We start from the raw sequence: 24,177 nt of genomic DNA, 5'->3' as shown, positions 1-24,177 counted from the left end.
CCTGGAGACGGGGAATAGACTGCTTGGGTGAGTGAGAACACAGCCAGTGGAATCGACATCAAGCCGCGCAGTCGTGTGGTGACCGACGGGATCGAGGCCACCACCTCGCGCGGCATGCTCCGTGCCGTCGGCATGGGCGACGACGACTGGGACAAGCCCCAGATCGGCATCGCTTCGAGCTGGAATGAGATCACTCCCTGCAACCTCTCGCTTGACCGCCTTGCGCAGGGTTCCAAGGAGGGCGTGCACGCTGGCGGGGGATACCCGCTGCAGTTCGGCACTGTCAGCGTCTCGGACGGCATCTCCATGGGGCACGAGGGGATGCACTTCTCGCTCGTGAGTCGCGAGGTCATCGCCGACAGCGTCGAGACCGTCGTCATGGCGGAGCGCCTCGATGGCACCGTGCTGCTGGCCGGCTGCGACAAGTCGCTTCCCGGCATGCTCATGGCCGCCGCGCGCCTCGAGCTCGCGAGCGTCTTCCTCTACGCGGGCTCCATCGCGCCCGGCTGGGTCAAGCTCGAAGACGGCACGGAGCGCACGATCACGATCATCGACTCGTTCGAGGCCGTCGGTGCCTGCAAGGCCGGCCAGATGAGCGAAGCCGACCTCAAGAAGATCGAGTGCAGCTTCGCACCCGGCGAGGGTGCCTGCGGCGGAATGTACACGGCCAACACCATGGCGTGCATCGCGGAGGCGCTCGGCATGAGCCTCCCCGGATCCTCCACGCCGCTGAGCGCCGACCGCCGTCGCGACATGTATGCGCACCGCTCCGGCGAGGCCGTCGTGGAGATGCTCCGCAAGGGGATTACGACGAAGGACATCCTGACGCGGAAGGCATTCGAGAACGCCGTCACGGTCGCAATGGTGCTGGGCGGATCCACGAACGCCGTGCTGCACCTGCTCGCGATCGCGCACGAAGCCGGAGTCGAGCTCACCCTCGAGGATTTCCGGACTATCGGCGAGCGCTCGCCTCACCTCGCCGACGTCAAGCCGTTCGGCCAGTTCGTCGCGCAGGACTTCGATCGCGCGGGCGGCATGCCTGTCGTGATGAAGGCGCTCCTCGACGCGGGCCTGCTGCACGGCGACGCAATGACGGTCACGGGCAAGACGCTCGCCGAGAACCTCGCCGACCTCGATCCGGAGCCCATCGACGGAACCGTCGTGCGCGACCTGGACGACCCGATCCACGCCACCGGCGGTCTGACGATTCTCGACGGAAGCCTTGCACCCGAGGGCGCCGTCGTGAAGACGGCCGGGTTCGACGCCGAGGTGTTCGAGGGTCCGGCCCGCGTGTTCGAGCGCGAGCGTGCCGCCATGGACGCGCTCACGAACGGCGAGATCAACGCGGGCGACGTCGTCATCATCCGGTATGAGGGGCCCAAGGGTGGGCCCGGCATGCGCGAGATGCTCGCCATCACGGCGGCCATCAAGGGCGCAGGACTCGGCCAAGATGTATTACTCTTGACAGACGGTCGATTCTCAGGCGGCACAACCGGTCTGTGTATCGGCCACATCGCTCCGGAGGCAGTGGACGCAGGTCCGATCGCCTTCGTGCGCGATGGTGATCCGATCCGGGTCGACGTCGCCGCTCGCTCCCTCGACATACTCGTCGATGAGGCCGAGCTCGCCTCCCGCCGTGAAGGCTGGGAGCCGCTGCCCCCGCGCTACACCCGCGGCGTTCTCGCCAAGTACGCGAAGCTCGTACGCTCTGCCGCGTTCGGTGCCGTCACCGGTTGACGACCGACTGTGCCGACAGACGTCCGACACGATTGAGGGAAGCACCATGCCCGCAGATCTGACAACCGCCGTTCCCCGGCCCCCCGCCTCCTCGAACGCCAACCCGCCCGTCATGACGGGCGCGGAGGCCGTCGTCCGCTCGCTCGAGCAGCTCGGCGTCAAGGATGTCTTCGGCCTGCCCGGCGGAGCCATCCTCCCCGCCTACGACGCGCTCATGAGCGAAAATTCGCTCAATCACGTCCTCGTGCGCCACGAACAGGGCGCCGGCCACGCCGCGGAGGGTTACGCCGCCGCGACCGGCCGCGTCGGCGTCGCCATCGCGACGTCGGGCCCCGGGGCGACCAACCTCGTCACCGCGATCGCCGATGCCCACATGGACTCGGTTCCGATCGTCGCGATCACGGGGCAGGTGTTCTCCACGCTGATGGGCACCGACGCGTTCCAGGAGGCCGACATCGTCGGCATCACGATGCCCGTCACGAAGCACTCGTTCCTCGTCAAGCGCGCGGAGGATATTCCCTCCGCGATCGCGCAGGCGTTCGAGATCGCCAGCACGGGACGCCCCGGACCGGTCCTCGTCGACATCACGAAGGACGCACAGCAGGACGAGGCGCCGTTCGTCTGGCCCCCGCGCTACGATCTGCCCGGCTACCGCCCCGTCACGAAAGCGCACGGCAAGCAGATCCAGGCCGCCGCATCGCTCCTGGCCGCTGCCGAGAAGCCGGTGCTGTACGTGGGCGGCGGCGTGATCCGCAGCCAGGCCGCGGAGGAGCTGCTCGCGTTCGCCGAGACGACCGGCGCCCCTGTGGTGACGACGCTCATGGCGCGGGGCGCGTTCCCCGACAGCCACGAGCAACACCTCGGAATGCCCGGCATGCACGGATCCGTGCCCGCGGTTCTCGCGTTGCAGGAGAGCGACCTGCTTATCGCTCTCGGTGCGCGCTTCGACGACCGTGTCACTGGCAAGTCCGCGCTGTTCGCCCCCGAGGCGAAGGTCGTGCACGTCGACATCGACCCGGCGGAGATCGGCAAGATCCGCGCCGCGGAGGTGCCGATCGTGGGCGATGTGCGCGAGGTGCTCGTCGATCTCGAGACGACCTATCGTTCCACCGTCGACGGTGACTTCCCTGACTACGCTGAGTGGTGGCAGTACCTCAACGGTCTGCGCGACCAGTACCCGCTGGGCTACACCGCACCGACCGACGGTCTGCTCGCACCGCAGCACGTCATCTCCCGGATCGGCGAGCTGACCGGACCGGAGGGCGTGTACGTCGCCGGCGTCGGACAGCACCAGATGTGGTCGGCGCAGTTCATCAAGTACGAGCGACCGAACTCGTGGCTCAACTCCGGCGGCGCCGGCACGATGGGCTACTCGATTCCCGCTGCCATGGGAGCGAAGGTCGCTCAGCCCGACCGCCAGGTCTGGGCGATCGATGGCGACGGCTGCTTCCAGATGACCAATCAGGAGCTCGCGACGTGCGCGCTCAACAACATTCCGATCAAGGTCGCGATCATCAACAACTCGTCGCTCGGCATGGTGCGCCAGTGGCAGACGCTGTTCTACGACGGGCGCTACTCGCACACCGACCTCAACACCGGCCACGACACGAAGCGGATCCCCGACTTCGTCAAGCTCGCCGAGGCATACGGATGTCTGGCGATCCGCGTGGAGCGCGAGGACCAGATCGACGACGCGATCACCCTCGCGCTCGAGACGAACGACCGTCCCGTCGTGATCGATTTCGTCGTGTCGAGCGACGCCATGGTGTGGCCGATGGTGCCGCAGGGCGTCAGCAACAGCTACGTCCAGTATGCGCGCGAGAATTCGCCCGCGTTCGATGAGGGGGCCTGATATGACGAAGCACGTTCTCAGTCTGCTCGTCGAGGACACGCCCGGTCTGTTGACGCGCGTCGCCGGGCTCTTCGCCCGTCGCGGCTTCAACATCCATTCGCTCGCGGTCGGCGTGACGGAGATCCCCGGGCTGTCGCGGATCACGGTTGTCGTCGACGTCGAGTCGCAGCCGCTCGAGCAGGTCACGAAGCAGCTGAACAAGCTCATCAACGTCGTGAAGATCGTCGAACTGGATCCGGCCGTGTCGGTGCAGCGTCAGCACATGCTCGTGAAGGTGCGCGCCGACAACTCGACGCGTGGCAACGTCCTCGAGGTCGTCAACCTCTTCCGTGCCAGCGTCGTCGACTACCACCCGGACGCCCTCGTGATCGAGATCACGGGCGACCAGGGCAAGGTCGAGGCGTTCCAGAAGGCCATCACGCCGTTCGGCATCAAGGAGATCTCGCAGTCGGGTCTGCTCGCGCTCGGTCGCGGCCCGAAGTCGATCTCCGAGCGCGCACTGCGCTGACCCTCGTTTATACAGACCCCGCCAACAAAGGAGTAACCAAGTGGCAGAGATCCTCTACGATCAGGACGCCGACCTCTCGATCATCCAGTCGAAGAAGGTAGCGATCGTCGGCTACGGCTCGCAGGGCCACGCTCACGCGCAGAACCTTCGCGACTCGGGCGTCGATGTCACGGTCGCGCTGCGTGACGGATCCAAGTCGGCTCAGAAGGCGTCCGACGACGGCTTCCCCGTCAAGTCGGTCGCTGACGCGACCGCGTGGGCCGACGTCATCATGATCCTCGCGCCGGACCAGCACCAGCGCACGATCTACGCCGAGAGCATCCAGCCGAACCTCGCGCCCGGCAAGGCGATCGCGTTCGCGCACGGCTTCAACATCCGCTTCGGATACATCGAGGCGCCCGCCGATGTCGACGTGATCCTCATCGCCCCGAAGGCCCCCGGGCACACGGTGCGTCGTGAGTTCGTTGCAGGTCGAGGCATCCCCGACATCATCGGTGTCGAGAACGACGCGACCGGCTCCGCATGGGACCTCGCGCTGTCGTACGCCGCCGGCGTCGGTGGCACCCGCGCCGGCGTCATCAAGACGTCGTTCACGGAGGAGACTGAAACCGACCTGTTCGGCGAGCAGGCCGTTCTCTGCGGTGGCATGAGCCACCTCGTGCAGGCCGGCTTCGAGACGCTCACCGAGGCGGGCTACCAGCCCCAGATCGCCTACTTCGAGGTGCTGCACGAGCTCAAGCTCATCGTCGACCTCATGTGGGAGGGCGGCATCGCCAAGCAGCGCTGGTCGATCTCGGACACCGCCGAGTTCGGCGACTACGTGTCGGGCCCCCGCGTCGTGGACCAGCACGTCAAGGACAACATGAAGGCGATCCTCGCCGACATCCAGTCCGGTGCGTTCGCCAAGCGCTTCATCGATGACCAGGACGCCGGAGCGCCGGAGTTCACGAAGCTCCGCGCCGAGGAGGAGCAGCACCCGATCGAGAAGACGGGTAAGGAGCTGCGCGCTCTGTTCTCCTGGCAGAACAGCGACGACGACTACGTTGAGGGCACCGCTGCGCGCTGACCTCAACGTCGTCGGCGAGACGACGGCAGTATGGTCGGCTCGCTGCGCTCGTTCAGAGGGGCCGTTCCCGCGAAATGCGCGGGGGCGGCCCCTCTGCATCTACGGTGGAGAGATGGACGACACTCACCGCGCGGAGTTTCGCGAACTCCTTGCACAGCACCGCGAGAGCGTGCTGCGCGCCCGCCAACGCAGCGATGAGGACCTGAGCGATCTCGCGTCGGCACGATCGGCAGCGACCGCCGACGATGAGCACGACCCTGAGGGCGCGACCCTGTCGGACGAATGGTCTCGACTCGCCGGCCTTGACGCCGAGGCCGAGCGCGAACTCATCGCCATCGACGAGGCATTCGCGCGTCTCGACAACGACACTTATGGCGTGTGCGCCGGGTGCGGCAAGCGGATCCCGGTCGCGCGCCTGCGCATTCGCCCCACCGCCACGATGTGCGTGGAATGCGCGTCGCGCCGCTGAGAGTTCTCCACAGATTCGGCTGATTCGCGGAATCCATGCACATTCGGCTGATTTCCCCACACGCGGCAGCCACGGATCGATCAGGCTTGCCGCATGGTCGATTCAACAATTCTGAACACGCTGCGCGATCGTCCGATGACCGACGACCGCGACCTCACGCGCTTCGTCACGGCGCTGCTCGAACGGGCGGTCGAGCCGCGAGCGTGGCTGCTGTTCATCGACAGCGCCGGATGTATGACCGATGTCATGATGCCGATCGACGGTCTCTCCGGCGACCCCACCGAGACCGTCGCGATGCCCGCGTCCGGCGCCGTCAGCGCGGCAGACCTCCTGGCGACGCGCGTCTCACAGATCGTCGACGAGACTCCGGCGGGCGCGGTCGTCGTCGTGTGGGAACGCCCGGGAGCTCCCGGGGGGAGCCCCGACCTCCGCCGGTGGTCAGAGCCGATGCGGGCGGCGTTCGCGCACCAGCCGGACGGCTTGCGGGCTCAGTTCGTCCTGGCAGACGACGGCGCGCACCTGGTGGGCGAACCCCAGGTGCGCGCCGCGTGAAGCGTGATCAGAACTCGGGCTGCTCGAAGAGCTGGAAGTCCTCGTCGAAGTTCTCGTCGAACAGCTCCGAGTTGTCCTCGTAGAACTGGTCGAGCTCGCCCTGGTAGGAGTCGATGAACACGAACACAGAGATCGTGATGAACACCATGACCGCGCCGACCAAAACGCCGACACCCGCCACGATCAGCGCCGCGATGCTCATGCCCTTGCCGTTCGCCTTCTTCACGAGGGCGATGATGCCGAGAATCAGCGCGACGATGGCGATGACCACACCGCCGAAGGCAGCGAACGGGATGAAGCAGAGCAGCGCCCCGACGATCGCGAGCACGAGCGCCGTGATCGCGAGTCCCTTGCCACCCTGGTTTTGCGGGGGCGTGCCGACACCGTACGGAGCAGGCGGCGGCGGCGAGATGGAGCCGGGCTGAACACCGTATGGCTGTGGCGTCGTCGGCTGCGGAGCGTTGTAGGGGGGCTCCGGGGGAGCGGGCGGCGTCGGCGGCATGGGCGGCGCACCGGCCCCAGTGTCGGGCACTCCGGGCTCTCCTGTGTCGTATGCGGGCTGTTCGCCAGGCCCGGGCTGCGACGGGCCACCGTTCTGCGCGGGCGCGTTCGGGTCGTGTGGCTGGTTGTTATCGGACATGTCGCTCCTTCTCCCCGTGATTCATGCTCGGAACCACGTTACCGACGTGGTGAGACCCTGTGTGCCGATTCCGTGGGGAGAAGTCTCCATGCGGGTGCTTCGATCCCACTCGTTGCGTGGATCTGAGCCGGTTTCGCGTGCTATCCTGAAGTGTCACGCGTGCGCGCGTCGCCGCGTCGGATCTGCGGATCCGTCGTCCAGACTGTCGCGTGACGGGCGAAATCTCATCCAATCGCTTCGAATCCGCGAAGACTGCTGATGCGTGCGGAGACGCGCATCCGGCCGGATCCGGAGCCCGACACAACAACCCCTGAAGGCTAACTACTACATGACTAACGCAACGACCGCCTCGGCCACCACGCAGGTCGCCATTAACGACATCGGATCTGCGGAAGACTTCCTGGCCGCGGTCGAGAAGACTCTGAAGTTCTTCAACGACGGCGACATCATCGACGGCGAGATCGTCAAGATCGACCGCGACGAGGTTCTGCTCGACGTCGGATACAAGACCGAGGGCGTCATCCCCTCGCGCGAACTCTCCATCAAGCACGACGTCAACCCCGACGACGTCGTCAAGGTGGGCGACCACATCGAGGCCCTCGTTCTCCAGAAGGAGGACAAGGAAGGCCGTCTGATCCTGTCGAAGAAGCGTGCTCAGTACGAGCGCGCCTGGGGCGACGTGGAGCAGATCAAGGAGAACGACGGTGTCGTCAAGGGCACGGTCATCGAGGTCGTCAAGGGCGGTCTCATCCTCGACATCGGTCTCCGCGGCTTCCTTCCTGCCTCGCTCATCGAGCTGCGCCGCGTCCGCGACCTGACGCCGTACCTCGGCCAGGAGCTCGAGGCGAAGATCCTCGAGCTCGACAAGAACCGCAACAACGTCGTGCTCTCGCGTCGCGCGCTCCTCGAGGAGACGCAGTCGGCCACGCGTGCGCAGTTCCTCAACGGTCTGCACAAGGGTCAGGTCCGCAAGGGTCAGGTCTCTTCGATCGTCAACTTCGGCGCGTTCGTTGACCTCGGCGGCGTGGACGGCCTCGTTCACGTGTCCGAGCTCTCGTGGAAGCACATCGACCACGCCAGCGAGGTCGTCGAGGTGGGCCAGGAGGTCACCGTCGAGGTTCTCGAGGTCGACCTCGACCGCGAGCGCGTCTCGCTGTCGCTCAAGGCGACGCAGGAGGACCCGTGGCAGGTCTTCGCTCGCACGCACCAGATCGGTCAGATCACGCCCGGTAAGGTCACGAAGCTCGTTCCGTTCGGCGCGTTCGTTCGCGTCGCGGACGGCATCGAGGGCCTCGTGCACATCTCCGAGCTGTCGCACAAGCACGTTGAGATGGCCGAGCAGGTCGTCTCGGTGGGCGAGGAGCTGTTCGTCCGGGTCATCGACATCGACCTCGACCGTCGCCGCATCTCGCTGTCGCTCAAGCAGGCCAACGACATGGTCGACCCGAACGGCACCGAGTTCGACCCGTCGCTCTACGGCATGACCACGGAGTACGACGAGAACGGCGAGTACAAGTTCCCCGAGGGCTTCGACCCCGAGACCAACCAGTGGCTCGACGGGTACGACGAGGCTCGCGAGGCGTGGGAGCAGGAGTACGCTCAGGCGCAGGCTCGCTGGGAGAAGCACAAGGAGCAGGTCGCCCGTGCCATCGAGGCCGAGGCGAACGCCGACGACACGGCCCCCGCGGCCAGCTCGTCCGGTGGCTTCTCGTCCGAGTCCGCCGGTGCCGGTGCGCTCGCGGACGACGAGGCGCTTGCCGCGCTCCGTGAGAAGCTCGCGGGCAACTAACCGCAGCGCTCGAGAGAACGGGCCGGGTCCTTCGGGATCCGGCCCGTTTTGTCTTCTCTACCTTCCACAAATGCACCCAAAAGCGCGCGTATGGGTGCATTTGTGGAAGGTAGACACGCCCACTGATCCCGCTCCCGGAAAACCGTTGACAATATCAACGGACCCGCTAGTGTGGACCTGCACCCGAAAAGGCCACACTAAATCTGTCTCGTGGTCGCAAAACAGTAGCCGTCAACGCCGACGCCATGGAGAGTCCCTCATGCGCAAGACCATTACCGCCATCGCTTCCCTCGCGGCCGCAGGTCTCCTGCTCGCGGCATGCGGAGCCAGCCCCAACGCCCGCCCCGCCGACAATGCGTCGGGCTCCGACTCCGACGGTCCGTCGGAGCTCGTGTTCGCGGTCGTTCCCACCGACAACAGCGAAGAGCTCGAGGCATCCTTCGAGCCGATCGTCGCCGCGATCGAAAAAGAGACGGGGATCCCCACCTCGATCGAGGCCGTGAGCAACAACGCCGGCGTCATCGAAGCGCAGGTCGCCGAGCGCGTCGACATCGCCGTGTACGGCGCCTTCTCGTACTACCTCGCCGCGGACGTCGCCGACGTGACGCCCGTCGCGATGGACCAGCTCACCCCCGAAGCCGGCTCGGGCGCCGTCGAAGCGCTCGGCGTCGTCCCGGGCGGATCCGACATCACGAGCATCGAGGAGGTCGCCGGAGCGGACGTCTGCTTCACGGATCCCGCCTCGACGACCGGTTACCTCGCGCCGATCGCCGGCTTGATGGACGCGGACATCGACCCGGAGAACGACATCACGCCGGTCTTCGCGGGATCGCACGACGTCGCGGTGACCCAGATGCTCGCCGGCGACTGCGACGCCGCTTTCGTCGCGGGCACCTTCATCACCGACCTCCTGCCTGCGCGTGGCGTCATCGAAGACGGCGACACCGAGACGATCTGGACCTCGCCTGACATCCCCGGCACGCCGCTCGTCGTCGGAAACTGGCTCGACGAGGATCTGCGCGACCTCATCGCCGAGACGGTGACGACCACTTATAACTCGGTCACGGCCGCGGAAGCGGGCCTGTGCGAGGGTGCCGAGCGCGAGGCGCCGGCGCCGTGGGGCGACGAGTACGCCGGCACCATGGCCTGCGAGTGGGGCGGCACGGGAGCCTTCGGCTTCGAGCCGGCCTCCGACGCGAACTACGACACCATCCGCGACATCTGCGAGAAGACCGGCGCCGAGGTGTGCCGCAGCGAATGATCACGGACGTCGTCTCGCCCATGACCGAGAACCACACTCCGAGCCTGCGGATCCGCGATCTGCGCATGAGCTTCGGTGACAAGGCCGTTCTGAGTGGCATCGACTTCGATGTCCACCCCGGGCAGTTCGTCGCGCTTGTCGGCCCGTCTGGCGCTGGCAAGTCGACGCTGCTGCGGCTCATGAACGGCAGCCACACCCCGACCGGCGGATCCGTGTCTGTGCTGGGCGCGGATCCGTCTCGGTGCGGCCGGCGCGAGCTGCAGCAGCTGCGCACCCGCATCGGCTTCGTGTTCCAGCAGTTCGGCCTCGTCGGGCGCCTCAGCGCTCTTGAGAACGTCCTGATGGGATCCCTGGGGTCGCTGCGGCTCCCGCGCTACGGCGTCGCCAGCTACCCGCGGGCGCTGCGGGAGAAGGCCGTCGCGAACCTCGAACGCGTCGGTCTCGCCGCCGAGCGGTTCCAGCGCGCCGACACGCTCTCGGGCGGGCAGCAGCAGCGCGTCGCGATCGCACGCACGCTGATGCAGGATGCCGAAATCGTGCTGGCCGACGAACCGGTCGCATCGCTTGACCCGCGCGCGAGCCTGTCTGTGCTGACGACCCTGCGTGCGCTGAGCGCCGAGGACGGGTTCACGGTTGTGTGTTCTCTGCACCAGGTCGACCTCGCCCTGCAGGTGTCGGATCGCATCGTCGCCGTCCGCGACGGTGCGCTCCTGCTCGACAGGCCGACCGCCGAGACCTCGGAGGCGCAGATCCGCGCGGTCTATGACGACCAGACGGAGGCGTGAGGTGGCTGACGTTCTCGATCGGGTGAAGAGGCCCTCCGCGTCAACCGGACGCCCGTCGCCCCTCGCCGCGCTCGCGATTCCCCTCGCGTACGTCGCCGTGACGCTCTTCGGCATGTGGTGGATCGACATCCGCCCCGCGGCCGTGGCGGCCGGCTTCGGCGACATCGCGAACCTTCTGACGCGCATGCTGCCGCCCACCACGGGCGACGTGCCGAGTCTGCTGTCGCTCGCGGTCGAGACGCTCTGGATCGCCATCGCCGGAACAGGCCTGGCGACGCTCGCGTCCGTCGTGCTCGCGGCGGCGGCATCGCGCCGGTTTACCGGCCCGCGCGTGATCTCGTGGCTCGCGCGCGGCATCATCATCGTCACGCGAGCGGTGCCCTCGCTCGTGTTCGCAATCATCTTCGTGCGCATCTTCGGTCTCGGCCCGCTCGCGGGAGCCATGGCGATCGCGTTCCACTCCGTCGGCATGATCGGCAAGATGATGGCGGACATCTTCGAGGAGCAAGATCAGGCTCCGCGCGAGGCTATCTCCGCCGTGGGGGCGAATCGCGCGCAGAACTTCCTCGCGACGACCCTCAGTCGGGCGTTGCCCGCCGTGACATCGGTCGTGCTCTACCGCCTGGACATCAACATCCGCGCTTCCGCGGTGCTCGGGCTCGTCGGCGCGGGGGGAATCGGCGTCGCGCTGCAGACGGCCATCGGTTCGCTCGACTATCGCCGCGCGGCCGGCATCATCTGCGTCATCGTCGTGATGCTGCTCGTGTTGGAGCTCATCTCCTACCTCGTTCAGCGCGCCGTCTCCGAACATGCCGACGAGCACACCGTCTCTCAGCTCTACGCACCCACCGCCGACCCTGCGGGAATCGGCTGGAACCGCGGCCGCACGCTGCGCACCGCCGGCGCCGCGGTCGCGGTCGTGCTCCTGCTGATCTCCCTCACACAGTTGTCGTTCACTCCGGATCGTCTGCTGCGCGCGTGGGAGAACGTCGGCGCACTGCTTGCCGGGTTCATCCCGCCGATCATCACGGTCGACGTCGCGATGGGGATCTTCGAGAGCGTCATCATGGCGCTCACGGCCACGACCTTCGGTGTCGTCAGCGGGCTCGTGATCGCCGTGCTGTCGACACGCCACCTCGTCCGGTTCGCGCCGCTGTCGTTCGCGCTGCGCGGGCTCGTCGTGCTCATGCGGGGGATCCCCGACATCGTGTACGCGCTCGTCTTCGTGGCGGCGCTCGGGCTGGGACCGTTCGCGGGGTTCCTCGCGCTCGCCATCTCCTGCACGGCGCTCGCGTCGAAGTTCTTCACTGACTCGCTGCAGAACGTTGACCCGGCGCCGATCCGCGCGCTCGAGGCAACGGGCGCGAACCGCCTGCAGGTCTTCGTCAGCGGCGTCTGGCCGCAGTTCGTGCCGAGTTTCATCGGAAACAGCCTGTTCACGTCCGACCTCGCGCTGCGCGAATCGGCCGTGCTCGGGATCGTGGGGGCGGGCGGCATCGGCTTCCTGCTCGAAGAGTCGGTCGCGACGCTGAACTACCAGGTCACGGCAGGGATCCTCGTCGGTCTCGTGGTCGTGGTCGTCGCGCTCGAATCGGCCGCCCGCTGGGCGAGAAAGAGGGTGATCTGATGGCGACGTGCCCCTTCGGCTACTCGAGTTCAGAGGGATCAGTCGACACGCGTGCACGGGACGAACGCGCGTCCGAGTGGATTCCGGATCCGGAAGAGGACTTCGGCAGCGCGCACCGCGACTACGCGGCGCTGCGCACGGAGAACCCGTTCCCGTGGAGCACCGAGTACGGCGGGTTCTGGGCGGCGACGACGTATGAGGACGTCACGCGCATCACGCAGGACGATGAGATGTTCATCACGTCCGTGCAGAACGTCGTGCCGCACGTGCCGAGGTCCTCGCGTCGACCCCCGCTGCACTTCGATCCGCCTGAGCACGACGCCTACCGGGCCGCGATCGACCCCGTGCTGCGCCGATCGGTCGTGCGCGAGCACGAGCCGGCGTTCCGTGCGAGCGCCGAGCGCCTCGTCGCGGACATGCTCGCGTCCGAGAACCCCGATGCCGTCCGTGACCTCGCCGCGCCGTTCGCGATGGACTGCTTCGCCGCGTTCCTCAGCGTGCCGCCGTCCCTGACGCGTCACATCCGAGACGTCGGCGTGCGCTACTCGTTTGCGATCCAGGACATGGACGACGCCGTGATCGCCGAGTGCAGCGCGGAGCTGTACCGTATCGCCGAGCAGGTGTACCGGGACCGGCTGGCCGCGGACGCGGATCCGACGCGCGATCTCGTCGCCAGCCTGCAGCGCGCTGTCGAGGATCCCGACAACCACATCACCGAGAAGACGGCGATCGCGACGGTCCGTCAGATGATCGTCGCCGGAATGGGGGCGCCGCAGGCCGTCCTCGGCAGCATCGTCGTGCATCTCTCGCGCGACCGTGAACTGCAGGACCTCCTGCGCACGGATCCGGGGGAGATCCCGGCCGCGATCGAGGAGCTGCTGCGGCTGCACGCGCCCTACCGTGTCTTCGCTCGCACCGCGCGGCGCGACATCGAGGTGAGCGGGCGCCTCGTCCGCGAGGGCGAGCCGATCGCCCTGCTGTTCCCGTCGGCGAATCGTGACGAGACGGTGTTCGACGATCCGAACGACTTCGTGCTGCGTCGCCCGAACAACTCACACCTCGCCTTCGGTCGCGGGGCGCACCGGTGTCCCGCCGCGACCATGGGGCGCATGGAGATGGTCGTCGCGGTGCAGGTACTGCTCGAGCGCACCGAATCGTTCGAGCCCGACGGCGACGTCGTCATGATGAACTGGCTCGAGTATGGCCCGCGATCCGCTCCCGTCCGGCTCGTGCCGCGCGGCGAGAGGGCCGGGCGGTGACCCGACCGGATGACGACGACCGAGACGCCGCTGCTGCCGCGGTTCCAACAGGATCCGCGCTCGCAGCAGCTGTTGACGGTGCTGCTGGGCGACTACTGGTTCGCGCGCGAGGATCCGATTCCGTCGAGCGCCCTCGTCGAGCTTCTCAGCGTGTTCGACGTCACACCGCGAGCTGCGCGCGCCGCCATCCAGCGCCTCGCCCAGCGCGGATTCCTCCGCAGCGAGAAGAACGGCCGGCGCACGGCCTACGCGGTCTCGCCGAAGAGCCGCGAGCAGATCGAGGGGCACGTGCGCGCGCTGTTCCCGCCGCGGGTTCCCGCCGCGTGGGACGGCACGTGGACGCTCGTGGCGTATTCGCTTCCGCACGAGGCGCGGGAAGCCCGACGGATGCTCCGCGAGCAGCTGCGCCTGCGCAATTTCGGGAACCTCTACGACGCCCTCTGGATCCGCCCCGGCGATCAGACGGAGCAGTTGATGGAGATGGGGCGCGAACTCGACGCCATCCATCCGGACCAGGTGACGGTGTTCACCGGCGCGCAGCTTCCGGCGAGCATGAGCGCGCGAGCCGTCCGTGCCGCGTTCGGGCTCGACGACGTCGCGGAGGCGTATCGTGCGTTCGTGTCGCGCTGGCGCCTTACGGCGGAACGTGTCCGCGAGCTGGCGTCCGGGGATCCGAGCGGGGAGGACGCGCTGCGCACGCGCACATCCATCATGACGGACTGGCGCGCGCTGCGCCGGCGGGATCCGCACCTGCCGCGCGAACTGCTGGGCGAGAAGTTCCCCGCGCACGAGGCCCGTGACGTGTGCGCCAGCGTTTATGACGACCTGGGACCCCGTGCTGAATCGGTGGTCCGGCGCATCCTCGCGCCCCACGATGGCGACCTCGCCGAGCGAGTCAGCCACCACACCTTCGCAGCGTCCGATTCGCTGCTCGGCGACGCCTGAGCGCGCCGCCCACCACATCACGCCGAGTCCGGCCAACGACGAGCGGGCTCAGGAAGGACCACATCGTGTCCACACGCATTTCCGTCTTGCGCGCCGTCGCCGCGACCGGTGCCGCGGTCGCCCTCGCCGCCTCACCCGGCATCGCCTCCGCGGCGGTCGGCCCCGATGCCCACCGTGGGGAGCTGCCGTCGGGCGGCGCCTACGTGATCCACGAGCCCGCCTCCTGGAACGGATCCGTGCTCGTCTGGAGTCCCGGATACGGCGGCGGACATGGACAGGAGCCTGCCGCCGCACCGTCCGATGGTCTGGTCGACTGGGCGCTCGACGAAGGCTACGCGCTCGCGGGCACGTCGACCGCCGAGGGCGGCTGGGTCGTCGAGAACCTTCTCGCCGACCAGCAGGACCTCGCCCGGATCGTCGCGGACGAGCTCGGCGAACCGGAGCACGTCATCGCCTGGGGCGCCTCGATGGGCGGCCTCACCTCGGCCGCGCTCATGGAGGCCGCGCCCGACGCCTTCGATGCCGCGCTGCCGTTGTGCGGATCCGTCGCCGGCTCGGTGCCGATGCTCAACGGATCCCTCGACGGCACGTTCGCGTTCAAGACTCTGCTGGCGCCGGCCGACGACCGCCTCGAGCTCGTCGACGTCTCTGACGAGATGGCCCGTCAGGCGGCGTTCAGCGAGGTGTTCGACGAGGCGAAACAGACGCCGGAGGGTCGCGCGCGCCTCGCGCTCGCGGCGAGCCTCGCTCAGATCCCGACCTGGACGCAGAGCGGGACCGAGCGCCCGTCGCGTCACGACCACGAGGCGCAGCAGGAGCAGCTGTTGTCCGCATTCCTCTGGGGCGCCGTCTCGCCGCGTCAGCCGCTCGAGGAGCGCGCCGGCGGAAACTTCTCCTGGAACACGGACGTCAACTACCGGGTATCGCTCGCGCGTTCCGGTCAGAGCCACCTCGTGCGGACGCTGTACCGGGAGGCTGGCCTGTCGCTGAACGACGACCTCGGCGTCCTCGCTGACGCCGACCGTATCGAGGCGGATCCGGATGCCGTCGATTACATGCGCCGTAACGCGACGCCGACCGGTGATATCGCCGGGCCGGTCCTGACGCTGCACGAGAGCGGAGACACCGCGCCGACCATCGCCCAGGCGCGCACCTATGCGGATCGCGTGCGCTCGAACGGCGCGAACTCGCTGCTGCGCCAGGCGTTCGTCGACCGGCCGGGGCACTGCGGCTACGCCGACGCCGAGGTCGCCGCCGCGCTGACGGCACTCGACACCCGGCTCGAGATGGGCCGCTGGGCGAACGTCGCGACCGCGCGTGCGCTCGACCGTGTGGCGGACCGGATCGCCCGTGACACCGGCCTCGACCGCGGCGACGGATCGTTCGCGAACCTGCGCCCGGACCGGATGCTGCGCCCCGAGCGCTGAGCACTCCGCTGAGCCGCTCCACCTTCCACAAATGCACCAAAAACTGCGTCGTTGGGTGCATTTGTGGAAGGTAGAGCGACGCCACGTCCCCGACCTTCCACAAATGCACCTATCCGGCCGAATAATGGTGCATTTGTGGAAGGTGATGGGGCGCCTGTGGATAACTTTCGAGGCGCGATGCCGATTTCCTCTAGCCTGTTCGGCATGCTGCGCAGAGCTTTGGGAGTCGGATCCCTCGCGATCGTCCTCGGTGCGCTGTCCGCATGCGCCACTGAACCCGACCCCAACCCTGCGTGGACCGAAGAAGAAGCGTACGCCGCGGCGGAAGAGACATTCCGCGCCTACATCGGCATCGCCGACCCGACGGATGACGATAGTGCTCGCCCGTACGTAACTGGGGACCTCGCGGAACTGCATGAGGGGGAGAGCTCCGATGAGCTGAAGAACATGCAAGTGCGTGGCGAATCGGTCGTGCTTTCGTTTGACGCGACCGACTTCCGCACCGTGGGGGAACACGCGACGGTATCAGGGCAAGCGTGCGTCGACAATTCGTCGATTGAGGTCAACCTCGATGGCGAGGAATGGTACCAACCCCGTGAGGACCCGGTGTTCGGACTTGAAATGGAGTTCGCATCGGTCGATGGCGGGATGTTGTTGTCGCATCTCGACGAAACGGCTGATGATTCATGCTGAGGTCCGGCGCCGTGCTGTTGTTGGTCGTCGTAGCGACGAGCGCGACGTCGTCGACTGATGACTTAGCCGTACCCGTCGAAGGCGGATGCGATATTGCGCAGGTTCTCGCAGGCCTCTGCGACGGCGATGGGAACGACGAGCTCGAGATCGAGGGGGAGGAGACCGAGGGCGGAGGCTCCGATCCTGGTGGGCCGGGTGCGCCGGCGCCCGAGCCGCCGCCGGAGGCGGATCCGAGGCCGGACGGCGAATCACCGGACGGTGACGACGGCGGGTGGTCCTGCCTCGACGGCGAGGGGAACCTGATCGGTCCCGGCTGCATCGACGATCCTCCGCCCGAGGACGACGACGAGCCGGACGACATCCCGGAGATCTCCTGGCGTGATGTGGCCTCGTTCGCGCCGACGCCCTCCGCCCCGGCGATCGAGCCGTTCGGTGTCGCGATCGCCCGCGCTCCGATGAACGTCGCGATCGCGGCCGCGCCGCACACGGTGGGCGGCGAGCTGTTCGGTCACCCGATGGCGGTGACGTTCACGCCGGAACTGTTCACGATCGATTACGGCGACGGCACGACGTTGCAGACCGCGGATCCGGCGCCGACGTGGGTGCAGCTCGGGCAGGAGCAGCTCACCCCGACCGCCACGAGCCACGTCTACGCCGAGCGCGGGATGGCGACGGTGACCGTCGAGATCTCCTACTCCGCGACGGTCGACTTCGGCGCGCTCGGGGTGTATCCCGTCAACGGGTTCATCGTCTCGGCAGGCAGCCCCGTCGACGTGCGGATCCATGAGAAGCAGTCGTACCTCGTCGACGGGACCTGCGCGGAGAACCCCACCGCTCCCGGGTGCTGATCCGCGCGAACCGCGCATCGCGGCCGTCTATCCTGGCCGCATGCCTCTCATCGCGCTGACCGGTGGAATCGCGTCCGGCAAGTCGACGATCGCGAGACGCCTCGCCGAACACGGCGCCGTCGTCGTGGACGCCGACGGGGTCGTGCGGGATCTCCAACAGCCGGGGCAGGCCGCGTTCGACGAGATCGTGCGGGCCTTCGGCTCCGACGTCGTCGCAGGTGACGGGTCCCTCGACCGCGCCGCGCTCGGCGCCATCGTGTTCGCCGACGCGGCCAAGCGGGCGCAGCTCGAGGCGATCGTGCACCCCGCCGTCAAGAGCGAATCGCAGCGTCGTTTCCGCGAAGCCGGACCGGACGCGGTCGTCATCTACGACGTGCCCCTCCTCGCCGAAGCGCGCGGCACGGGGGAGTGGGACGCGGTTGTCGTCGCACACGCGCCCGCCGAGATGCGGATCCGGCGGATGATCGACGAGCGCGGCATGACGCGCGAGGACGCGACGGCGCGCGTCGCGAGTCAGGCGAGCGACGACGAACGTCTCGCGGTGGCCGATGTCGTGATCGACACGAGCGGCACGATGGCCGAGACGCTGCGCCAGGCGGACGAGCTCTGGCATCGTTTCTCCGGCTGACTCGCGCGAACCGGCCTCGTGTGTCAGTGGTTCGCAATACCCTGTGAACATGCAGACGACACGCAGCGTCCGGCCGTTCGAGGTTGTCAGCGACTACGAACCGTCGGGTGATCAGCCAGGGGCGATCGACGAGCTCGCCGCCCGCATCAACGCGGGCGAGACCGACGTCGTGCTGCTCGGTGCCACCGGTACGGGAAAGTCCGCGACCACGGCGTGGCTCATCGAGCGGATCCAGCGGCCGACGCTCATCCTTGCCCACAACAAGACCCTCGCCGCGCAGCTCGCAAACGAGTTCCGTGAGCTGCTGCCGAACAACGCCGTCGAGTATTTCGTGTCGTACTACGACTACTACCAGCCCGAGGCGTATGTACCGCAGTCCGACACCTTCATCGAGAAGGACAGCTCGATTAACGCCGAGGTCGAGCGCCTGCGTCACTCCACCACCAACTCTCTGCTGAGCCGCCGCGACACGGTCGTGGTCAGCACGGTCTCGTGCATCTACGGCCTCGGCTCGCCGGAGGAGTACCTGCGTTCCCTCGTCGCCCTGCAGGTGGGGGAGCACTACGACCGCGACGCACTCATCCGGCACTTCATCGCGATGCAGTACAACCGCAACGACGTCGACTTCTCGCGCGGAAACTTCCGGGTTCGCGGCGACACGATCGAGATCATCCCGGTGTACGAGGAGTACGCGATCCGCATTGAGCTCTTCGGTGATGAGATCGAGCAGCTCCAGCGGCTCCATCCACTGACGGGCGAGGTCGTCGAGAAGCTCGACGCCGTCGCCGTGTTCCCCGCGACGCACTATGCGGCGGGCACCGACACCGTCGCGCGCGCGATCAAGACAATCGAGGAGGAGCTGGCAGAGCGCCTCCCGGAGCTCGAGAAGCAGGGAAAACTGCTCGAGGCGCAGCGTCTCCGGATGCGCACGACCTTCGACCTCGAGATGCTGCAGCAGATCGGGTTCTGCTCCGGCATCGAGAACTACTCGCGTCACCTCGACGGCCGAGCAGCCGGAGAGCCGCCGCACACGCTGCTCGACTTCTTCCCCGACGACTTCGTCATGGTGATCGATGAATCGCACGCGACCGTGCCGCAAATCGGTGCGATGTACGAGGGCGACGCGTCGCGCAAGCGCACGCTCGTCGAACACGGCTTCCGCCTGCCGAGCGCGCTCGACAACCGCCCGCTGCGCTTCGACGAGTTCAAGGAGCGCATCGGGCAGACGGTCTACCTCTCGGCGACGCCCGGCAAGTACGAGATGGGCATCGCCGACGGGGTCGTCGAGCAGATTATTCGTCCGACGGGTCTCGTCGATCCGGAGATCGTCGTCAAGCCGAGCGAAGGGCAGATCGACGACCTCTTCGAGGAGATCCGCACGCGCGCGGAGAAGAACGAACGCGTGCTCGTCACCACTCTCACCAAGAAGATGGCCGAGGAACTGACCGACTTCCTCGATGAGAACGGCGTGCGCGTGCGATACCTGCACAGCGACGTCGACACCCTCCGCCGCGTGGAGCTCCTCACCGAGCTGCGGCAGGGAATGTTCGACGTGCTCGTCGGCATCAACCTCCTGCGAGAGGGCCTCGACTTGCCCGAGGTGTCGCTCGTGGCGATCCTCGACGCCGACAAGGAGGGCTTCCTCCGCAGCGAGACGTCGCTCATCCAGACGATCGGCCGCGCGGCGCGCAACGTGTCCGGCCAGGTGCACATGTACGCCGACCGGATCACCGACTCGATGAGGCGCGCCCTCGACGAGACGGATCGACGGCGTGAGATCCAAATCGCCTACAACACCGAGCACGGCATCGATCCGCAGCCGCTGCGCAAGCGCATCGCCGACATCACCGACTCGCTCGCGCGCGAGGAAGCAGACACGGCCGAAATGCTCGCGGGGCGCCGGGACCCGCGGGTCAAGGACGGCGGTCGCGGCCGCACGGCGACACCGGTGCGCAAACACGAGGGGATCGCCGCGGAGGGCGCGGAGCAGCTCGAGGAGACGATTGCGGACCTCACCCAGCAGATGGTCCATGCGGCGGAGGAACTGAAGTTCGAACTCGCGGCCCGACTGCGAGACGAATTGCAAGACCTCAAGTCGGCGCTGCGCCAGATGGAGAAGGCAGGCCACGCGTAGGGTGAGGGCATGCACTGTCGCAGCATCGCCGTAGACGGATGAGGCGCTGGATCGGCGCCGTCGCCGTCACGGCTCTTCTCGTGCTGGCGATGGTCGCAGCCGCCACCCAGGGCGCTGCGCGGTTCGATCCGCCCGACTTCTCGTTCGGTCCGATGCCCGCGCCCTCGCCAGTGATGCCCACGCAGGCGCCACCCGAGGGTCTGGCCCCGCCCGACGACGCCGGGGACGGAGGAGCGGCCGCGGTCGTCACATTCATCCTCATCGCCCTCGTCGCGGCGGTCGTCATCTTCGTGATCGCGCGGGTCGTCCGCGCTCTCCTCCGTGCCTGGCGCGAACGACTTCCCGTTCGCCCGTCCTCGGCGGTCGCGGAAGGCACCCTCGTCGCGGACGACGACCCCGATCGCGCCGCCCCGGCGCTTCGGCGCGGGATCGCCGCCGCCGTCGAGGCGATCGACGGGCATCGCGATCCGGGCGACGCCATCGTCGCCGCGTGGGCGGGTCTCGAGCGCAGCGCGACGGACGCGGGGCTGACGCGCGGCGTGAGCGAGACACCGGCCGAGTACACGCTGCGGATCATCGCGCACCGAACGGCAGCCGACGGCGACGTCCGCGCGCTGCTCGTCCTGTACGAACGCGTGCGGTTCGCCGGCGACGCCCCCGGCGAAAGTGAACGCGCCGCCGCCCGCCGCGCCCTCTCGGCGATCGAGGAGGTCTGGCGATGACCGTCGGACGACTGATGGGCGCGGCGATCACGACAGCCGCGACGACGGTCGCACTCTGGGTGCTCGGACTCGAAGCGCTGTTCGCGCTCAGCGCGGGAGTGCTTATCGGGACGATCGTGATCGCGGCGTCGCTGCGCGACAGCGAAGCGGCACCCGAACTGCAGGACGAGACCACGGCGGCATGGCGCGGATCCGCCGTCTCGCGGCTCGCATGGGGCTTCAACCCGCGCACGGACGTCGCGGGAGAAATCGTCGCGCGGCGCGTCCGAGCCCTGCTGCGGCGCCGGCTCGAGCGGCTCGGCATCGACATCGACGACCCCGCCCAGACGGGTCGTGTGGATGCGGCGATCGGCGACGGCATCTGGGACAGGCTCTGCACACGCACGGCGACGCGCGCCGACATCGAACACGCGCTCGATCGAATCGAACGAAGAGACGGAGATCGCTCATGACCACCACGACAGAGGTCGCGCAGACCGGACGCCGCGTGCTCGAGGCGGTGCGCACCGTTGTCGTCGGGATGGACGGACCGCTCGAGTTCGCGCTCGCGACGATCCTCGCGGGAGGTCACGTCCTGTTCGAAGACGTGCCAGGGCTCGGAAAGACCGTGGCCGCCCGCAGCCTCGCGTCGGCGCTCGGACTGGACTTCCGGCGCCTGCAGTGCACGCCCGACATGCTCCCCGGCGATGTGACCGGATCGTACGTGTTCGCCCCCGACACCGCCGACTTCGTCTTCCGCCCCGGTCCGATCTTCACCGGCCTGCTGCTGGCGGACGAGATCAACCGTACGACCCCGAAGACCCAGTCGGCGATGCTCGAGGCAATGGCCGAGCGCCAGGTGACCGTGGAGGGCACGAGCTTCCCCCTCGCGAAGCCCTTCCACATCATCGCCACCTCGAACCCGATCGAATTCGAGGGCACCTACGCGCTCCCGGAGGCGCAGCTCGATCGCTTCATGGTGCGCCTTGCGGTGGGATACCCCGATCCCGACGACGAGACGGCCATCCTCGTGGGAAGGCTCGACCGCCGCCAGGAGGAGACCGACGTGGCGCCGGTCATCGACGCCGACGGTCTGCGCGCGCTCCAAGCGGCCGTCGAGGAGATCCGAGTCGACGCCGACGTCGCCCGCTACTGCGTGGACATCGCGCGGGCGACGCGTCACGCGCAGCACGTGGAGGTCGGAGCCTCCCCACGCGGATCCCAGTCGCTCCTGCTGCTGTCGCGTGCGATCGCCGCGCTCGACGCGCGAGATTACGTGCGGCCCGACGACATCAAGCGCGTTGCGGTGTCGGCGCTGGCCCATCGGCTCACCCTCACGCCGCAGGCGTGGGCGCAGGGCGTCGATCCGGACCAGATCATCGCGCGGGTGGTGAGTGAGGTCGCCGTGCCGCCCACCGTGGGAACCGCGTCGTGACGACCCGAGGCGACGCCTGGCGGTCATCAGCGAGCCTGCGGATCGCTGCCGTCAGTGCGATCGTGCTTGCCGGCGGCGGGATCGCCACCGCGCGCCCCGACCTCATCGCGCTCGCGGTGCCGCTCGCGCTCTGGACGGTCCTGCAGCGCCTCACCTCGACGGATCCGGTCGAGCCGCTGACGATCGCGGTGCGCCCGCATGCGGAGCAGCATCAGGGTCGCCTCCGCGAGGAGATCGTCGTGAGCGGTGCGGGCGAGATCGCGGAGCTGTCGATCACACAGGCTGAACGCCGCAAGACGCGGGTCGTCGTGCCCGTGTCGTCGAGGATCCTCGTCGACAGCCGACCAGGGCACTCCGGGCCGGTCGAGGCGGTCCGCGTGATCGGGCGCTCGGCGGCTGGCGACGGCGCCCGCCTCGCGGGGGAGACTGTTTCCGCGACGGCCCGCCGCACGGTCACCCCCGCGATGCGCATGCTGCCCAGACTGCCCCTCGCACCGCGACTGACGGGGCTCCACGGCGCGCACGAGGGCTCCCGGCCGGGACAGGGCGGCGATTTCCGCGACATCCACCCGTTCGCTCCCGGCGACGAGCTGCGGAGGGTCGACTGGCGCGCGACCGCCCGGGCTGCGCGTCGCCCGGGGGAACTGCTCGTGCGCCGCACCAACACGCTCAGCGACGCCTCCGTGGTGCTCGCCGTCGACACCGCGGAGGACCTTGGCGAGGTCGTTGCTACGTGGGGTGGCGACGACCTGTCGCGCGCGGGAACGACCTCGCTTGACCTCGCGCGCGAAGCCGCCCGGTCGCTCGCCTCGGCCGCGATCGCCGTGGGGGACCGCGTCGCCTACCACGCGCTCGCGCCCGGGGGACGCTCGGTGCGCGGCGCGACGGGATCCCGGCACCTCGCGCGACTGACGACCGCCATTGCGGCGACGGGGGCCGCTGGCGATGACCGTCGATACCGGCGCACGCCGCCGGTGCCGCACGGATCCGTGATCGCCGTACTGTCGACCTTCTTCGACGGCGCGGCCGCGGAGCTCGCGCTGATGTGGCGCGCGGCCGGTCATCGCGTCATCGCGGTCGACACGCTGCCCGACCTCGATCGCGGCCGGCTGTCTCCGCAGCAGAGCCTCGCGCTCCGAATCGTCCTCGCTGAACGCGAGGACATCTTCGCGGGGCTCGCCGAAGCCGGCGTCGAGACACTGCGCTGGGCCGCGGATCCGGTGGTCGCGCTCACCGCGCTGGCCCGCGCGCGGACGGGAGGGCGGCGATGAAGGACGACGTCCTCCTCATCGGGCGCGCCGTCCCGGGCGCGCTGATCCGTGCGGCCAGCGCCGGCGTCTCGATCGCCGGCGTGTGGCTGGTCGGCGCGCCGCTGTTCTGGATCGCCGTCGCGGCCGTTGCCGCCGTCGTCGGCGCCATCGTCCCGCGCACGATGTTCGCGTGGATCGCGCTCGCCGCGCTCCCGGTCGCCCTCACCCTGCAGTCGCCGGACCTCGGACACACGTGCGTCGCCGTCGCGGCGCTTCACCTCGGTCATGTGCTCGCGACGCTCAGCGGCGTCGTCTCCCTCCGCTCACGCGTCGCGCTGCGCGCACTCATCCCGACGGCGCGACGCGTCCTCATCGTCCAGGTCGTCGCGCAGGCGGCCGCGCTGTTCGCCTTCGCGATCCCGGCCGCAGACGGTCGCGGTGCCGCGTGGATCGCGCCCGTCGGCGCTCTCGCGGTCGCGGCGACGGCTGTGATGCTGGTGCGCGGAATCTCGCAGAAAAAACACGGACGCCGCTGACCCACGCGAACAAAGTTTCGAATAGGATCGAACTC

General features: G+C 68.3%; 23 protein-coding genes. 22 read left to right on the top strand and 1 reads right to left on the bottom strand.

All coding sequences use genetic code 11. From position 1 onward, the window contains the following. The first annotated feature begins 27 nt into the window (after positions 1–27). The 6 genes from ilvD to IEW87_RS11565 all read left to right on the top strand — a co-directional run bounded on the left by ilvD (position 28) and on the right by IEW87_RS11565 (position 6,184). Positions 28–1,737: a dihydroxy-acid dehydratase gene (ilvD, locus tag IEW87_RS11590; RefSeq protein ID WP_188712357.1), complete on the top strand. Its 1,710-nt coding sequence runs from the start codon at positions 28–30 to the stop codon at positions 1,735–1,737. A 46-nt stretch (positions 1,738–1,783) separates the two neighbouring features. After that, positions 1,784–3,589: an acetolactate synthase large subunit gene (locus tag IEW87_RS11585; RefSeq protein ID WP_188712356.1), complete on the top strand. Its 1,806-nt coding sequence runs from the start codon at positions 1,784–1,786 to the stop codon at positions 3,587–3,589. Position 3,590: 1 nt separating this feature from the next. Next, positions 3,591–4,097 (top strand): acetolactate synthase small subunit, encoded by a 507-nt coding sequence (gene ilvN / locus IEW87_RS11580; RefSeq protein ID WP_188712355.1) that lies wholly within the window; start codon positions 3,591–3,593, stop codon positions 4,095–4,097. Positions 4,098–4,137: 40 nt separating this feature from the next. Beyond that, positions 4,138–5,163, top strand: a complete 1,026-nt coding sequence (gene ilvC / locus IEW87_RS11575) for a ketol-acid reductoisomerase (protein ID WP_188712354.1) — start codon at positions 4,138–4,140, stop codon at positions 5,161–5,163. Positions 5,164–5,275: 112 nt separating this feature from the next. After that, on the top strand, positions 5,276–5,632 hold the full coding sequence (locus tag IEW87_RS11570; protein ID WP_188712353.1) for a TraR/DksA family transcriptional regulator: 357 nt from the start codon (positions 5,276–5,278) through the stop codon (positions 5,630–5,632). A 93-nt stretch (positions 5,633–5,725) separates the two neighbouring features. After that, the gene (locus IEW87_RS11565; protein WP_188712352.1) at positions 5,726–6,184 is read left to right on the top strand and encodes a hypothetical protein; all 459 of its coding nucleotides are present in this window, start codon (positions 5,726–5,728) and stop codon (positions 6,182–6,184) included. A gap of 7 nt (positions 6,185–6,191) precedes the next feature. Here IEW87_RS11565 and IEW87_RS11560 read toward each other — a convergent pair whose 3' ends face one another. Next, a complete protein-coding gene (locus IEW87_RS11560) occupies positions 6,192–6,824 on the bottom strand; it encodes a DUF4190 domain-containing protein (RefSeq protein WP_188712351.1) in 633 nt (210 codons plus the stop codon). 328 nt (positions 6,825–7,152) lie between these two features. On the opposite strand from IEW87_RS11560, the gene rpsA reads away from it, so the two are divergent. The 16 genes from rpsA to IEW87_RS11480 all read left to right on the top strand — a co-directional run bounded on the left by rpsA (position 7,153) and on the right by IEW87_RS11480 (position 24,142). Continuing rightward, the gene (gene rpsA / locus IEW87_RS11555) at positions 7,153–8,613 is read left to right on the top strand and encodes a 30S ribosomal protein S1 (protein ID WP_188712350.1); all 1,461 of its coding nucleotides are present in this window, start codon (positions 7,153–7,155) and stop codon (positions 8,611–8,613) included. 259 nt (positions 8,614–8,872) lie between these two features. Continuing rightward, a complete protein-coding gene (locus tag IEW87_RS11550; protein WP_188712349.1) occupies positions 8,873–9,874 on the top strand; it encodes a phosphate/phosphite/phosphonate ABC transporter substrate-binding protein in 1,002 nt (333 codons plus the stop codon). A 20-nt stretch (positions 9,875–9,894) separates the two neighbouring features. After that, complete coding sequence (gene phnC, locus IEW87_RS11545) at positions 9,895–10,659, top strand: phosphonate ABC transporter ATP-binding protein (protein WP_229731119.1); 765 nt, start codon at positions 9,895–9,897, stop codon at positions 10,657–10,659. A 1-nt stretch (position 10,660) separates the two neighbouring features. Further along, the gene (phnE, locus tag IEW87_RS11540; protein WP_188712347.1) at positions 10,661–12,286 is read left to right on the top strand and encodes a phosphonate ABC transporter, permease protein PhnE; all 1,626 of its coding nucleotides are present in this window, start codon (positions 10,661–10,663) and stop codon (positions 12,284–12,286) included. Further along, positions 12,286–13,545, top strand: a complete 1,260-nt coding sequence (locus IEW87_RS11535) for a cytochrome P450 (RefSeq protein WP_188712346.1) — start codon at positions 12,286–12,288, stop codon at positions 13,543–13,545. Before phnE ends, IEW87_RS11535 begins: the two co-directional genes overlap by 1 nt. A 9-nt stretch (positions 13,546–13,554) precedes the next feature. Then, entirely contained in the window at positions 13,555–14,490 is a 936-nt protein-coding gene (locus IEW87_RS11530; RefSeq protein ID WP_188712345.1) for a PaaX family transcriptional regulator, read from the top strand. Between the two features lie 65 nt (positions 14,491–14,555). Further along, entirely contained in the window at positions 14,556–15,917 is a 1,362-nt protein-coding gene (locus IEW87_RS11525) for a prolyl oligopeptidase family serine peptidase (protein WP_188712344.1), read from the top strand. Between the two features lie 204 nt (positions 15,918–16,121). Next, positions 16,122–16,610: a hypothetical protein gene (locus tag IEW87_RS11520; RefSeq protein WP_188712343.1), complete on the top strand. Its 489-nt coding sequence runs from the start codon at positions 16,122–16,124 to the stop codon at positions 16,608–16,610. Then, a complete protein-coding gene (locus IEW87_RS11515; RefSeq protein ID WP_188712342.1) occupies positions 16,604–17,458 on the top strand; it encodes a hypothetical protein in 855 nt (284 codons plus the stop codon). The genes IEW87_RS11520 and IEW87_RS11515 overlap by 7 nt, the downstream gene beginning before the upstream one ends. Positions 17,459–17,498: 40 nt before the next feature. Further along, positions 17,499–18,086, top strand: a complete 588-nt coding sequence (gene coaE, locus IEW87_RS11510; RefSeq protein ID WP_188712341.1) for a dephospho-CoA kinase — start codon at positions 17,499–17,501, stop codon at positions 18,084–18,086. Between the two features lie 49 nt (positions 18,087–18,135). Further along, positions 18,136–20,220 (top strand): excinuclease ABC subunit UvrB, encoded by a 2,085-nt coding sequence (gene uvrB, locus IEW87_RS11505; protein WP_188712340.1) that lies wholly within the window; start codon positions 18,136–18,138, stop codon positions 20,218–20,220. Between the two features lie 38 nt (positions 20,221–20,258). Continuing rightward, entirely contained in the window at positions 20,259–20,942 is a 684-nt protein-coding gene (locus IEW87_RS11500; protein WP_188712339.1) for a DUF4129 domain-containing protein, read from the top strand. Further along, positions 20,939–21,394, top strand: a complete 456-nt coding sequence (locus IEW87_RS11495; protein WP_188712338.1) for a hypothetical protein — start codon at positions 20,939–20,941, stop codon at positions 21,392–21,394. The genes IEW87_RS11500 and IEW87_RS11495 overlap by 4 nt, the downstream gene beginning before the upstream one ends. Then, complete coding sequence (locus tag IEW87_RS11490) at positions 21,391–22,356, top strand: AAA family ATPase (RefSeq protein WP_188712337.1); 966 nt, start codon at positions 21,391–21,393, stop codon at positions 22,354–22,356. The genes IEW87_RS11495 and IEW87_RS11490 overlap by 4 nt, the downstream gene beginning before the upstream one ends. Next, entirely contained in the window at positions 22,353–23,627 is a 1,275-nt protein-coding gene (locus IEW87_RS11485; protein WP_229731118.1) for a DUF58 domain-containing protein, read from the top strand. Before IEW87_RS11490 ends, IEW87_RS11485 begins: the two co-directional genes overlap by 4 nt. Next, entirely contained in the window at positions 23,624–24,142 is a 519-nt protein-coding gene (locus tag IEW87_RS11480) for a hypothetical protein (RefSeq protein WP_188712336.1), read from the top strand. The genes IEW87_RS11485 and IEW87_RS11480 overlap by 4 nt, the downstream gene beginning before the upstream one ends. Positions 24,143–24,177: the final 35 nt, after the last annotated feature.

The organism is Microbacterium faecale, from assembly GCF_014640975.1.
Taxonomy (GTDB): Bacteria; Actinomycetota; Actinomycetes; order Actinomycetales; family Microbacteriaceae; genus Microbacterium; species Microbacterium faecale.
Note: the sequence above shows the minus strand (reverse complement) of the source record. Positions and strands in the feature narration are given on the sequence as shown.